Raw genomic sequence first — 12,102 nt, 5'->3', positions numbered from 1 at the left:
GGGAGCCGGACCGACATGCATATCCTGGTCGTCGAGGATGATCCGACCGTCCGCAATTTCGTCGCCAAGGGCCTGCGCGAGGCCGGGCACCTGGTCGAGCCGGTGGACAACGGCAAGGACGGGCTGTTCCTGGCGGTCAGCGAGAATTTCGACCTGATCATCCTGGACCGCATGCTACCGGGCGGGATCGACGGGCTGCGGCTGCTGGAAACCATCCGCGCGCAGAACAACAGCACGCCGGTCCTGCTGCTGTCGGCGCTGGCGGACGTGGATGACCGCGTGCAGGGCCTGAAGGCCGGCGGCGACGATTACGTCACCAAGCCCTTCGCCTTCAGCGAATTGCTGGCCCGGGTCGAGGCCCTGTCGCGCCGGGGGCGCAGCGACAACGCGCCGCTGACGCGCCTGAACGTGGCGGACCTGGAAATCGACCTGCTGTCGCGGTCGTCCGCCGCGGCGGGCAGCCGCATCGACCTGCAGCCCCGCGAATTCCGGCTGCTGGAATACCTGATGCGCAATGCCGGCCAGGTCGTGACGCGCACCATGCTGCTGGAAGGCGTGTGGGACTATCATTTCGACCCGCAGACCAACGTCATCGACGTCCATGTGTCCCGCCTGCGCCAGAAGGTGGACAAGCCGTTCGATACCCCCCTGATCCATACCATCCGCAACGCCGGCTACATGCTGCGGGCGGAATAGGAACGCGGGACCGCGCATCATGCAATCCGGGCAGCAGACCGCCTCGGGCACGGGCCGGCGCCGGTTCAGGCTGCCCCGTTCGGCCAGCCTGCGCTTTTCGCTGGGCTATGGCGTGCTGTTCGCCCTGTCCTCGATCCTGTTCATGTCCTTCATCTGGTGGGGGACGATCGGCTTCCTGGAACGGCAGGTGGAAACCGCGATCAATGCCGACGCCCGGGCGCTGAGCCAGCGCTGGGCCGAGGGCGGGCTGCCGACCCTGGCGCTGACGATCGACGACCGGCTGGAACAGAACCTGGATGACGACGCGATCTACCTGATGGTCGACCCGACCGGCCACCGGCTGGCGGGCAACCTGTCGGAATGGCCGGCCATGATCACCAGCACCGACCGGTGGTACGCGCTGGAGGTCACACGGGCGGGCATGCGCGACATGGCGCAGGTCCATGCCTTCGCCCTGCCGGGCGGCTTCCGGCTGCTGGTCGGGCGGGATGTCCGGTCGCGCGCCGTGCTGCGCCGCCTGCTGACCGATTCCCTGCTTTGGGCGTGGATGATGGTGACGCTGCTGGCGATCAGCGGCGCGGTGCTGGTGCACGGCATGTTCCGCCGCATGATCAAGTCGATCGCCCAGACCACGTCGGCGATCGCGCATGGCGACCTGTCGCGCCGGATGCCGCTGGTCGGCAATGGCGACGAGCTGGACCAGGTGGCCGAGGCGATCAACGAGATGCTGGACCGCATCGTGCGGCTGATGGACGGCGTGCGCCAGGTGTCCAATTCCATCGCCCACGACCTGCGCACGCCCATCACCCGCGCCCGCACCCAGTTGGAGGACGCGGCCGAGCATGCAAGCGGCGAGGGCGAACTGCGCGCGGCCATCGACCGTGCCGTGGGTCACCTGGACAATGTGACGGCGGTGTTCGAGGCCCTGCTGCGGATCGCGCAGATCGAGGCCGGGTCCCGCCGATCGGCCTTCGCCCCGTTCGACCTGGTGCCGCTGCTGGCCGATATCGGCGACCTGTACGAGGCCGTGGCCGAGGAACGGCAGATCCGGCTGGTGCTGCGCCTGCCGCCCACCCTGCCCTTCTACGGCGACCAGGCGATGATGCAGCAGGCGGTGGCCAACCTGCTGGACAACGCCATCAAGTTTTCACCCGCCGGGGGAACGGTCACGCTGGCCGTCGCCCTGGGACCGGCCCTGCTGCCGGGGCTGAGCGGGTCCGCCCCGGGGCGCAATGCCGTATCCATCGCCGTCACCGACGAGGGGATCGGCATGAACGAGGCCGACATGGCGCGTGCGTCGGAACGCTTCTTCCGTGCCGAGACGGCCCGCAACACCCCCGGCGCGGGCCTGGGCCTGTCGCTGGTGCAGGCGATCGTGCAACTGCATGGCGGCGTGCTGCGGCTGCGCAGCAATGCGCCGGGGCTGTCGGTCCGCATGGTGCTGCCCGTGGCGCGCGAGGCCGCCCGCCCCCGCTTCGCCTCGCGCGCGCCCGTTCCGCTCCCGCCCGCGCCGCCGCCGGACGGCGTGACGGAGACTTCACATTCACCCCATGGGGGCGACACGTGACACGCCCTAGGCTTCGAATCATGAGCATGCAGCCTCCTCCGGTTCCAGTCCTGCTGGCCATGGGCTTCTGCCTGTGCGGTTTCGCGCCGGCACCGGACGAGGGCACGCCGCTGCCGCGCAGCCACGCGGTTTCCGACAGCGGACATCCGGTCGTCATCACCAGCGACAGCCGCGCCTTCTGCGAACGGCTGGTCACCGTCATCGACGCCTATGGCCCCCCGCTGACGCGCGAGGTCCATGACCTGCGCATCCAGGGCGCGCATCTTTGCCGCGAGGGCAGGGTCCGTTCGGGCATCGTCCAGTTGCGCCGCGCCCTGATGGTGCTGAAGGAAGACAATCATTCATGACCCGTCGTCTCGTTCTCCCCCTCGCCGCGTCCGCCCTGCTTGCCATCGCCGCCCTGCCCGGTCCCGCCGCCGCCCAGGACATGCCCGCCCCGGATGCACGCGCGCCGGATACACGCCTGGCGGCCACCGAACTGACCCTGTCCGGGACGGGCACGGTCCATGCCGCGCCCGACCGGCTGACCGCGACGCTGTTCGCCGAGAGCGCGGCCGCGACGGCGGCTGCGGCGCAGGGGCGGGTCAACGCGCTGGTCCGCCAGGCCATGGACGCCGCCCATGCGGCCGGCGGCGTCACCACCGTGACCGAGGGCTATTCCGTCCAGCATGACGACAGCGCCAAGCCGCCCCAATGGGTGGCGCGCCAGACCATCCGCCTGGCCGGGGCCGACGGCACGGCGCTGCTGGACCTGGTGGGCAGGCTGCAGGCGCGCGGGCTGGGCCTGTCGGGACTGGACTGGTCCCTGTCGCCCGACCGGCGGCAGGATTTGACCCGCCAGGCCGAGTCCGAGGCGCTGAAGGATGTCCGCCGCCGGGCGGACTCCGCCGCGGCGACGCTGGGCCTGAAAATCGGGACCCTTCGCAGGGTCGCACTGGGCGACCGGACCATGCCGCGCCCCATGCCGATGATGATGATGGCCGCCCGCGCCGCCGTCGCGCCCTCCGCCCCCGCCGAGGAACAGGACGTCACCGCCTCGGCCACCGCGACGTTCCTGCTGCATCCGTAGAATCCGGGAAGAGTAGCTGACAGGGCGAATGCCGGAGCCTATATTACGTTTTGTAAGATAGGGGGCGAACATGGAAACGGTCGTGCTGCGCAAGCAGGGCAATTCGGTCGGCGTGACGCTGCCGGCGGAAACGCGCATCCGGCTGGGGCTGGAAGTCGGGCAGGAACTGACGCTGGTCGAGATGGCGGACGGAGTGAAGCTGGTCAAACGCAACCTGAAGCTGGAACGCCAGATGCAACTGGCGCGCGAGGTGCTGCGCGAACAGGCTGACGCGCTTCAGGAACTGGCCAAACGGTGAACGCCCCGGAATTTCTGGAACCTGATGCCGTCCTGTTCCTGCATGACCATGCCTTGCGCGAATATGGCGGCGCGCACGGGCTGAAGAACGAGGATCTGCTGCATAGTGCCCTCGGGCGGCCTCTGAACCGCTATCATTATGCCGATCCGGGCACTGTCGATCTCTTCGATCTCGCCGCCGCCTACGCGTTCGGCATCGCCGGCAACCATCCGTTCAACGACGCGAACAAGCGCACCGCGTGGGGCTGCTGCGTGCTGTTCCTCAAGGTGAATGATGCCGACGTCATGGCGGAGGCACCCGAAATCGTCGAGCAGATGGTGGCACTCGTCGAAAGTCGGATCGAGGAGGCGGGATTCGCGCGCTGGTTGCGGGAGCATCGACGTGACTGACTTCAACATCCGGCAGGAGGTTCTGGACCGTCCGGTCTGGAATGCGCTTTCAGGACGTCAGGGGGCGCTGGCCATCGGGGATGACGAGGTGCGTCGCTTCGATCCGGCCATCGGGCCGTTCGGCGCCGCGCGCACGAACACGGCACGGCATCTGGACCTGCTGGCGGATCTGTCCGGGAGCGGGGAATTCTGGACCGTCGAAAAGGAAGCGGTTCCTCCGCCTTCCGGCGCCGTCATCATCCGCAGCGCGGAATGCCTGCAAATGGTCGCATCCCGTGTGACGGAGGATAGCCGTCGCTTTTCGTTCTCCGAGCTCGGAGAGTCCGATGCCGCCGAGATGCTGGCACTTGCGACCCTCACCGCTCCGGGTCCCTTTCTCGCCGGCACGTGGCGCCTGGGCGGCTTCGTGGGCATTCGGGACCGGGGCCGCCTGGTCGCCATGGCCGGCGAGCGCCTGAAGCCGGGGCGTTTTACCGAGGTGAGCGGGGTCTGCACCCACCCGGACCATCGCGGGCGCGGCTATGCGGCCTTCCTGATGCGAACCGTCGCCACGCGCATTCTCGACCGGGGCGAAAGGCCCTTCCTGCATTCCTATGCCGACAATACCGGCGCGATCGCGCTTTACGAGGCCCTTGGGTTCAGGCCCCACCAGCGCGTGACGGCGACCGTGATGCGGGCGCGTAAATAAAAAAAAGCCCGGACCAGGGTCCGGGCTTTTTTCGTTCCAGGCCCTGCCGGGGTCAACGGGGCGACAGGACCATGATCATCTGGCGGTTTTCGAGCTTGGGCATCTGCTCGACCTTCGCCTGTTCGTCCATCTCGGTGCGGATGCGTTCCAGGACCTTGATGCCCAGGTCCTGGTGCGCCATTTCGCGGCCACGGAAGCGCAGCGTCACCTTGACCTTGTCGCCCTCGCCGATGAACGACTTCATGGCGCGCATCTTCACCTGATAGTCGTTCTCATCGATATTCGGCCGGACCTTGACCTCCTTGATCTCGATGACCTTCTGCTTCTTGCGGGCCTCGTTGCGCTTTTTCTGCTGTTCGTACTTGAACTTGCCGTAATCCAGGATCTTGGCGACCGGGGGTTCGGCGTTCGGACTGATTTCCAGCAGGTCGAGACCGACCGCATAAGCGCGCATCAGCGCGTCGCGTGTGGGCATGACGCCCAGCATCTCGCCGTCCGCGTCGATCAGACGCACCTGCGGGACACGAATTTCCTCGTTGACGCGTGGGCCCTCGCGGTTAGGCGGAGTGGGCATCGGAGGTCTGGCTATGGTCGGCTCCTGTCTTCGTTTTCGCCCCGGAGAGCGCACCACCCCCGCCACTGCCCGCGGGCAATGGGGTCGAGACAGCGCAAATGGCCTCCGAGTTTGCCGTTATTGGCGCAAACCGCCCCCCGAGATCAAGCTCTGTCGGTGCATGAACGGCGAAGCCAGCCATGCACCGGCAGCACAATGTCATCCCGGGCGGGACCTGACCGCCTAACGGGGTCCGACCGGAATCGTTGCCCGGCCCCGTCGAAATAAGGCGTGCGCCTTACCGGCGCAGGTCGGGCGGCAGGGCCTCGGCCGCCAGCGCGGTCGCGGCATCGGCCAGGCTCATGACCTCCTGCGCCGCGCCGCCCAGGCGGCGGATCGCGACGGTGCCGTCCTCGGCCTCCTTGCGGCCGACGACCAGGATCACCGGCACGCGGGCCAGGCTGTGCTCGCGCACCTTGGCGTTGATCTTCTCGTTCCGGATGTCGGTCTCGACCACCAGGCCCGCCTGCGTCAGCGTCTCGGCCACCTGTTCGGCATAGGGCGCGGCGTCGGTGACGATCGAGGCCACCACCACCTGCACCGGCGCCAGCCACAGCGGGAACCGGCCCGCATGCTGCTCGATCAGGATACCCAGGAAGCGCTCGAACGAGCCCAGGATCGCGCGATGCAGCATCACCGGGCGGTGGCGGGCGCTGTCCTCGCCGACGAAGGACGCGTCCAGCCGCTCGGGCAGCACGTAATCGACCTGCAGGGTGCCGCACTGCCAGTCGCGGCCGATGGCGTCGCGCAGCACGAATTCCAGTTTCGGCCCGTAGAACGCGCCCTCGCCGGGGTTGTACTCGTATTCGACGCCGGCCAGGCGGCAGGCCTCGATCAGCGCGCCCTCGGCCCGGTCCCAGGTCTCGTCGCTGCCGGCGCGCTGTTCCGGCCGGTCGGCGAATTTCACCCGGAAGCTTTCGAAGCCCAGGTCGGCATAGACTTCGGCCAGCATGCGCACGAAGCGCGCCGTCTCGGCCGCGATCTGCGACTCGGTGCAGAAGATGTGGGCGTCATCCTGGGTGAACGAACGCACGCGCATGATGCCGTGCAGCGCGCCCGAGGGCTCGTAGCGATGGCAGGCGCCGAATTCCGCCATGCGCAGCGGCAGTTCGCGATAGGACCGCAGGCCGTGGCGGAAGATCTGGACATGGCACGGGCAGTTCATCGGCTTCAGCGCGAGGGTCTTGTCCTCGTCCTCGACCGTCGCGATGAACATGTGCTCGCGATATTTGTCCCAGTGGCCCGAGGCCTCCCACAGCGCGCGGTCGACCAGTTGCGGGGTGCGGACTTCCTGGTAGCCGCCCCGGGTCTGGGCGCGGCGCATGTAATCCTGCAACGCGGTATAGAGGCGCCAGCCCTTGGGGTGCCAGAAGATCGAACCGACGGCCTCTTCCTGGATATGGAACAGGTCCATCTCGCGCCCGATGCGGCGATGGTCGCGGCGTTCCGCTTCCTCCAGCCGGTGCAGGTGGGCGTCCAGTTCCTTCTGGTCGCGCCACGCGGTGCCGTAGATGCGCGTCAGCATCGGGTTGCGGTGGTCGCCGCGCCAGTAGGCGCCGGCCACCTTCATCAGCTTGAAGGCGCTGCCCACGTCCGCCGTGCCGCGCAGATGCGGGCCACGGCACAGGTCCAGCCATTCGCCCTGGCGGTAGATCGAGATCGGCTCGCTTTCCGGCAGGTCGCGGATCAGTTCGGCCTTGAAGCGCTCGCCCCGGTTCTCGAAGAAGCGGATCGCCTCGTCGCGCGGCCAGACCTCACGCTCGAAGCGGGCGTTGGCGGCCACGATCTCGCGCATGCGGGCCTCGATCGCGGGGAAGTCCTCGGGCGTGAAGGGCTCGTTGCGATAGAAATCGTAATAGAAGCCGTTCTCGATCGACGGGCCGATGGTGACCTGGGTGCCGGGCCACAGGGACTGCACGGCCTCGGCCAGGACATGGGCGGTGTCGTGGCGGATCATCTCCAGCGCCGCGTCGTCCTTGCGGGTGATGAAGCGGACCGACGCGTCGTCGGCGATTTCGCGCGACAGGTCGACCAGCGCGCCGTCCACCTCCATCGCCAGCGCGGCGCGGGCCAGGCCCGGGCCGATGGACTCCGCCACCATAGTGCCCGTCACCGGACCGTCAAAGCGGCGAACGGATCCGTCAGGCAGGGTGATGGCAGGCATGATGTCGATGCTCCAGACAAAGGGAAGTCGCTGTAATGGCGTCAGCCGAGGCAGGCCGCAACCCTATCCACGCTCAGAGTGGCCAGATCGTCAACGCGCAGGACCCGCACCTGCCCCGGCGCGCGGCCCAGCGGCGCGGTCAGGGACGGGTCGCTGTCGCGCGAAAACAGCACCGTCGCGGGGCAGCCCATGGCGGCGGCCAGGTGCATCGGCCCGGTATCGTTGCCCACCGCCAGCGCCGCGCGCGCCGCCAGCCCGGCCAGGTCGGGCAGGCCGGTCCGGCCCGTCAGGTCGCGCGCGGCCGGGCAGGCGGCGCGAATGATGGCGGCCAGGCCGGATTCGGCCTGCGTGCCCACGATCACCGGCGTCAGGCCGCGCTGGTGCAGGCGGCAGGCCAGGGCCCCGAACCGTTCGGCCGGCCAGCGCTTGGCCGGCCGGTGCGGGGCAGCGCCCGGCACCAGCAGCGCATAGGGCGCGGGCAGGACCGGCCCGCCCCCCGCCAGCCAGGACAGGTCGGGGTCGGGCACCTGGGCGATGCCGGCACGGCGCAACTGGTCGCGCTGGCGGGCACGGGTATGCATGACATCGCGGTGGGGATTGTCGTGCGGCCAGCCCGCGCCCGCCGCGATCCCCGACCAGGCGGGACGGCCCGCCAGGCGAAAATAGCGCGACGACCGGCCGGATGTCTGCAGGTCGTAGACCATGTCGTACCCGACCAGCGTGCGGCGCAGCGCCGCCAGCCCGCGCAGGTTTCGCCAGGACGGGCGCGAATCCACCTCCACCCGGTCGAACCAGGGGGATGCGCGCATCAGGGCCGCGAACGGGGCGGTCGTCAGCAGGGTGACGGAGGCAGAACGATGATGGGCGCGGATGGCGGCGAAGGGGGCGAAGGCCTGGACCAGATCGCCCAGCGCACCCAGCTTGATCACGAGAATGCGCGTCATGCGTTCTCGTTAGGCCAGAATGTCCCGCGTGAAAAGAAGGCCGCCCCAACCATGAACCGGCGGGACGAACCGGCGTCGCCCCGAGGGGCCGGATTCTGGTTTGGCAGAATCAGGAGCGACGCCGGAAAAAGGGACAGCGGCAGCGCTACCCTTCTTCATGGAGGTTTCCGTCTCTTCTTGTTTCTTCTTGTTCTTCTATCTTCTTGGAGGTGGCACGCACCTCATGCCCTATCCGTAGCACAGTCTGGGGCGGAGTCGATGTTACACGATCACATATGACGCGAACGTGACAGTGCCACCCCTGCGTGCCTGTCCGAGCGGGATCAGGGGGCGTCCGGGTCGGCTTCCAGCACCGCCAGGTCCTGGCGGGCGAGGTCGGCCTGGCGGGAGTCCGGGGCGACCTCCATCACCTGTTCCCAATCCGCGCGGGCGCCGGGCATGTCGCCCAGCCGCTGCCGGACGATGCCGCGTTCCAGCAGGGCGGCGGCATCCTGCGGCGTGCGGCGCAGCGCCTGGTCGATATCGGCGCGGGCCAGGTCGATCCGCCCCAGCCGGCGATAGGCCGATGCCCGCACGACCAGGGCCTCGGCCTGCGCCGCCGGATCGGACGGCAGCGGCGTCAGGTCGGCGACCGCCTGGGCGGCGCGGTCACCGGCCACCGCCGCGCGTGCGTGCAGGATCAGCAGTCCCGCGTCCCTCGGGGCGAGGATCAGCCCGTATCCGGCGCTGTCGAGGACCCGGGGCGGGTCGCCATCCACCGCCCAGGCGCCCGCGGCGTCCCGCGCGATGGCGGCCCGGGTGGCGGGGTCGCCGGGGGCATGGGCCAGCCCGTCCAGCGCGACGGCCGCGCCGTGCGCGTCGCCCAGCGCCAGTTGCGCCAGCGCCCCCCAGCGCCCGGCGGCGATGCACGCCGCCGCCCCGCGCCGCCCAGGCGGCGGCATAATCCCGCGCACCGTCGGGGTCGTCGGGCAGATGCGACAGGCAGGTTGCCAGCGAGGGGCCGGACACCGCTTCCGGAAGGGGAACGGGCCGGGCCTGATCATGTCGCGGAGGCACGGCCCGCGCCTGCCCGCCGGCCGGGGCGGCCATCACCAGCCACGCCGGCAGCAGCCCCGCCCCCACCATGCGCAGGGCCGGCACCGCCCCCGGCAAGGCCGCGTGCGGTCGCCGGCGCACGTTTCGGCGCGCGTTTCCGGGCAGACACTGAAGCACCGAGACCGTCATGGGGTGATTTGGCGCAGGCCGGGAGGCGGCGGTCAAGCCCGCCCCCTTCGCGCAACGCGGGCGGAACGATGCACTGGCCGCCGGTTCATGCTAAGCGGGCGCATGGAGTCGCTTGCGCATCGCCCCGTCATTCTTCAGGTGCTGCCCGCCTTGGACGCGGGGGGGATCGAGCAGGGCACCATCGAAATGGCCGACGCCATCACCCGCGCCGGGGGCGTGGCGCTGGTGGCGTGCGCCGGCGGCCGGCTGCTGGCCCGCCTGCGCCATGCCGGCGGCGTGCATATGCCGATCGACCTGCGCACGAAGAACCCGCTGCGAATCCTGCTCAATGCACGGCGGCTGGCACGGCTGATCCGCGCGCAGGGGGTGCATCTGGTCCATGCGCGGTCGCGCGCCCCCGGCTGGTCGGCGGCGCTGGCCTGCCGGCGCACCGGGGTGCCGCTGGTGACGACATGGCACGGCGTGTACCGCGAGAGCGTTCCGGGCAAGCGGCGGTACAATGCCGTCATGGCATCGGGGCGGCGGGTCATCGCCATCAGCGCCTTCATCGCGCAGCGCCTGGCCCGCGATTACGGGGTGGGACCGGACCGGCTGCGGCTGATCCCGCGCGGGGTGGATACCGCGCGTTTCGACCCCGACATCGTGCGCGGCCCCCGCATCCAGGCCCTGGCCGAGCAATGGGGCCTGCCCGAGGACGCGGCGATCATCATGCTGCCCGGCCGGATCACCCCCTGGAAGGGCCAGGCCCTGCTGCTGGAGGCGCTGGCGCGGATGGAGGCCCAGGAGCAGGCCAGGGGCGGCAGCGGGCGCGACTGGGCCTGCGTCTTCGTCGGGCCGGCGCGGCGCCGCGACCGGTTCGCGCGCAGCCTGACGCAGATGGCGGAAACCCAGCCCGCCCTGCGCGGGCGGGTCTATTTCGCCGGCCTGTGCGCGGACATGCCCGCCGCCCTGGCGCTGGCGGACGTCGTGGTCATGCCGTCGCTGCGGCCCGAGCCCTTCGGCCGCGTGGTGATCGAGGCCCAGGCCATGGCCCGGCCGGTGATCGTGGCCGCCCACGGCGCGGCGATGGAAACCGTCGCGCACGGGCAGACCGGCCTGCTGGTGCCCCCCGGCGATGCCTCCGCCCTGGCCGGGGCGATCCGCGCGGTGCTGGACATGGCGCCCGAAGACGCCGCCGCCCTGGGCGCCGCCGCCCGGGCAAGCGTGCAGGCAAGCTACACCACGGCCGCGATGCAGCAGGCCACCCTGGCGGTGTATGATGAAATCCTGGGCTCCAGCCTGGCCGGATGGTTCGCCTGGCAGGCCGCCCAAGGCGATGCCACACCCGATGCCACGCCCGGGGATACGCCCCCCGACAGAACCGACCTCACAGGAACCGCCCATGTCCAGTAACCCGTCGCGGCGCGGCACGCGCGCCGCCCCGCGCCCCCCGGCCCGGCTGTCCACGTCCCTGGTGTCCTGGGCGCAGAGCCTGGCGGTGTTCTGCTTCGGCACCAGCATCCTGCTGGAAATCGGCCAGTCCCAGTGGCACTGGCCGCTGCTGTGGCACGGATGGCCCAGCCTGGTCCTGGACTGCACCGGCGCGCTGCTGATGGCGGGGTCGCTGGTGCTGCTGTGGGCGGCCCGGCGGCGATGACCGAAAAGAGCAAGGCCGAGAAGGCCGAGGCCGCCCGGCAGGAGCGCCTGGCGCGCGAGGCCGCCGCCCTGCGCGAGAACCTGCGCCGGCGCAAGCAGCAGTCGCGCGCCCGCGCCGACGCGCCCGCCGCGCCGCCCGTCCCGGACGCGGCGGCCGAGGACGGCGCAAAGAGCTGATTGCGGTCGGGCGCGGCCTTCGCTAGTGGTCGGGGCTGGCAGGGAGGAGGATGGTCACCCTCCACGCGACGGAAGGATCTTTGATGCCGATTATGCCCGATAGCTGGATCAGACAGCAGGCCCGCGAGGCCGGGATGATCGAACCGTTCGTCGAGCAGCAGACGCGCGAGGGCGTGATTTCCTACGGCCTGTCCTCGTACGGGTACGACGCGCGGGTGGCATCGGAATTCAAGATCTTCACCGACGTCGACAACGCCATCGTCGACCCCAAGAACTTCGCGTCCAACAGCTTCGTCACGCGTGAGGGGCCGGTCTGCATCATTCCACCCAACAGCTTCGCGCTGGCGCACACGGTGGAATATTTCCGCATCCCGCGCGACACGCTGGTCGTCTGCCTGGGCAAGTCCACCTATGCCCGCTGCGGCATCATCGTGAACGTCACCCCGCTGGAGCCCGAATGGGAAGGCCAGGTGACGATCGAGATCAGCAACACCACCCCCCTGCCGGCGCGCATCTACGCCAACGAGGGGATCTGCCAGTTCCTGTTCTTCCAGGGCGCGTCGCCGTGCGAGGTCAGCTATGCCGACCGGGCGGGCAAATATATGGGACAGCGCGGCGTCGCGACCCCACGGATGTAG

At 69.8% G+C, this 12,102-nt stretch carries 15 protein-coding genes; 11 read left to right on the top strand and 4 right to left on the bottom strand.

Features of this window, described 5'->3' with window-relative positions; genetic code table 11:
* The first annotated feature begins 15 nt into the window (after window positions 1-15).
* From GDI_RS06920 to GDI_RS06890, 7 genes are all read left to right on the top strand, one after another.
* Window positions 16-696 (top strand): winged helix-turn-helix domain-containing protein, encoded by a 681-nt coding sequence (locus GDI_RS06920; RefSeq protein ID WP_012224753.1) that lies wholly within the window; start codon window positions 16-18, stop codon window positions 694-696.
* A gap of 19 nt (window positions 697-715) precedes the next feature.
* Window positions 716-2,263, top strand: a complete 1,548-nt coding sequence (locus GDI_RS06915; protein WP_012224752.1) for a sensor histidine kinase — start codon at window positions 716-718, stop codon at window positions 2,261-2,263.
* 20 nt (window positions 2,264-2,283) lie between these two features.
* A complete protein-coding gene (locus GDI_RS06910) occupies window positions 2,284-2,610 on the top strand; it encodes a hypothetical protein (RefSeq protein ID WP_041249331.1) in 327 nt (108 codons plus the stop codon).
* On the top strand, window positions 2,607-3,332 hold the full coding sequence (locus tag GDI_RS06905; protein WP_012224750.1) for an SIMPL domain-containing protein: 726 nt from the start codon (window positions 2,607-2,609) through the stop codon (window positions 3,330-3,332). Before GDI_RS06910 ends, GDI_RS06905 begins: the two co-directional genes overlap by 4 nt.
* A 70-nt stretch (window positions 3,333-3,402) precedes the next feature.
* Window positions 3,403-3,630 (top strand): AbrB/MazE/SpoVT family DNA-binding domain-containing protein, encoded by a 228-nt coding sequence (locus GDI_RS06900; protein WP_012224749.1) that lies wholly within the window; start codon window positions 3,403-3,405, stop codon window positions 3,628-3,630.
* Window positions 3,627-4,019, top strand: a complete 393-nt coding sequence (locus tag GDI_RS06895) for a type II toxin-antitoxin system death-on-curing family toxin (RefSeq protein ID WP_012224748.1) — start codon at window positions 3,627-3,629, stop codon at window positions 4,017-4,019. The genes GDI_RS06900 and GDI_RS06895 overlap by 4 nt, the downstream gene beginning before the upstream one ends.
* Window positions 4,012-4,707, top strand: a complete 696-nt coding sequence (locus GDI_RS06890) for a GNAT family N-acetyltransferase (RefSeq protein WP_012554160.1) — start codon at window positions 4,012-4,014, stop codon at window positions 4,705-4,707. Before GDI_RS06895 ends, GDI_RS06890 begins: the two co-directional genes overlap by 8 nt.
* A 52-nt stretch (window positions 4,708-4,759) precedes the next feature.
* Here GDI_RS06890 and infC read toward each other — a convergent pair whose 3' ends face one another.
* From infC to GDI_RS06870, 4 genes are all read right to left on the bottom strand, one after another.
* Complete coding sequence (infC, locus tag GDI_RS06885; protein WP_012224746.1) at window positions 4,760-5,281, bottom strand: translation initiation factor IF-3; 522 nt, start codon at window positions 5,279-5,281, stop codon at window positions 4,760-4,762.
* Between the two features lie 277 nt (window positions 5,282-5,558).
* Entirely contained in the window at window positions 5,559-7,484 is a 1,926-nt protein-coding gene (thrS, locus tag GDI_RS06880; RefSeq protein WP_012224745.1) for a threonine--tRNA ligase, read from the bottom strand.
* Between the two features lie 41 nt (window positions 7,485-7,525).
* A complete protein-coding gene (locus GDI_RS06875) occupies window positions 7,526-8,428 on the bottom strand; it encodes a glycosyltransferase family 9 protein (RefSeq protein WP_012224744.1) in 903 nt (300 codons plus the stop codon).
* A 323-nt stretch (window positions 8,429-8,751) separates the two neighbouring features.
* A complete protein-coding gene (locus tag GDI_RS06870) occupies window positions 8,752-9,369 on the bottom strand; it encodes a tetratricopeptide repeat protein (protein ID WP_231854239.1) in 618 nt (205 codons plus the stop codon).
* Between the two features lie 385 nt (window positions 9,370-9,754).
* On the opposite strand from GDI_RS06870, the gene GDI_RS06865 reads away from it, so the two are divergent.
* The 4 genes from GDI_RS06865 to dcd all read left to right on the top strand — a co-directional run bounded on the left by GDI_RS06865 (window position 9,755) and on the right by dcd (window position 12,102).
* The gene (locus GDI_RS06865) at window positions 9,755-11,044 is read left to right on the top strand and encodes a glycosyltransferase family 4 protein (RefSeq protein ID WP_231854238.1); all 1,290 of its coding nucleotides are present in this window, start codon (window positions 9,755-9,757) and stop codon (window positions 11,042-11,044) included.
* Window positions 11,034-11,288: a hypothetical protein gene (locus tag GDI_RS06860; protein ID WP_012554158.1), complete on the top strand. Its 255-nt coding sequence runs from the start codon at window positions 11,034-11,036 to the stop codon at window positions 11,286-11,288. Before GDI_RS06865 ends, GDI_RS06860 begins: the two co-directional genes overlap by 11 nt.
* The gene (locus GDI_RS06855) at window positions 11,285-11,464 is read left to right on the top strand and encodes a hypothetical protein (protein WP_012554157.1); all 180 of its coding nucleotides are present in this window, start codon (window positions 11,285-11,287) and stop codon (window positions 11,462-11,464) included. Before GDI_RS06860 ends, GDI_RS06855 begins: the two co-directional genes overlap by 4 nt.
* 83 nt (window positions 11,465-11,547) lie before the next feature.
* On the top strand, window positions 11,548-12,102 hold the full coding sequence (dcd, locus tag GDI_RS06850) for a dCTP deaminase (RefSeq protein ID WP_012554156.1): 555 nt from the start codon (window positions 11,548-11,550) through the stop codon (window positions 12,100-12,102).

The organism is Gluconacetobacter diazotrophicus PA1 5 (genome assembly GCF_000067045.1).
Taxonomy (GTDB): Bacteria; Pseudomonadota; Alphaproteobacteria; order Acetobacterales; family Acetobacteraceae; genus Gluconacetobacter; species Gluconacetobacter diazotrophicus.
Note: the sequence above shows the minus strand (reverse complement) of the source record. Positions and strands in the feature narration are given on the sequence as shown.

Bases quoted from the DNA above. Each gene is read 5' to 3' on its own strand.
- GDI_RS06920 (WP_012224753.1), top strand. From the start codon at position 16: ATGCATATCCTGGTCGTCGAGGATGATCCGACCGTCCGCAATTTCGTC.
- GDI_RS06915 (WP_012224752.1), top strand. From the start codon at position 716: ATGCAATCCGGGCAGCAGACCGCCTCGGGCACGGGCCGGCGCCGGTTC.
- GDI_RS06910 (WP_041249331.1), top strand. From the start codon at position 2,284: ATGAGCATGCAGCCTCCTCCGGTTCCAGTCCTGCTGGCCATGGGCTTC.
- GDI_RS06905 (WP_012224750.1), top strand. From the start codon at position 2,607: ATGACCCGTCGTCTCGTTCTCCCCCTCGCCGCGTCCGCCCTGCTTGCC.
- GDI_RS06900 (WP_012224749.1), top strand. From the start codon at position 3,403: ATGGAAACGGTCGTGCTGCGCAAGCAGGGCAATTCGGTCGGCGTGACG.
- infC (WP_012224746.1), bottom strand. From the start codon at position 5,281: ATGCCCACTCCGCCTAACCGCGAGGGCCCACGCGTCAACGAGGAAATT.
- thrS (WP_012224745.1), bottom strand. From the start codon at position 7,484: ATGCCTGCCATCACCCTGCCTGACGGATCCGTTCGCCGCTTTGACGGT.
- GDI_RS06875 (WP_012224744.1), bottom strand. From the start codon at position 8,428: ATGACGCGCATTCTCGTGATCAAGCTGGGTGCGCTGGGCGATCTGGTC.
- GDI_RS06870 (WP_231854239.1), bottom strand. From the start codon at position 9,369: ATGCCGCCGCCTGGGCGGCGCGGGGCGGCGGCGTGCATCGCCGCCGGG.
- GDI_RS06865 (WP_231854238.1), top strand. From the start codon at position 9,755: ATGGAGTCGCTTGCGCATCGCCCCGTCATTCTTCAGGTGCTGCCCGCC.
- GDI_RS06860 (WP_012554158.1), top strand. From the start codon at position 11,034: ATGTCCAGTAACCCGTCGCGGCGCGGCACGCGCGCCGCCCCGCGCCCC.
- GDI_RS06855 (WP_012554157.1), top strand. From the start codon at position 11,285: ATGACCGAAAAGAGCAAGGCCGAGAAGGCCGAGGCCGCCCGGCAGGAG.
- dcd (WP_012554156.1), top strand. From the start codon at position 11,548: ATGCCGATTATGCCCGATAGCTGGATCAGACAGCAGGCCCGCGAGGCC.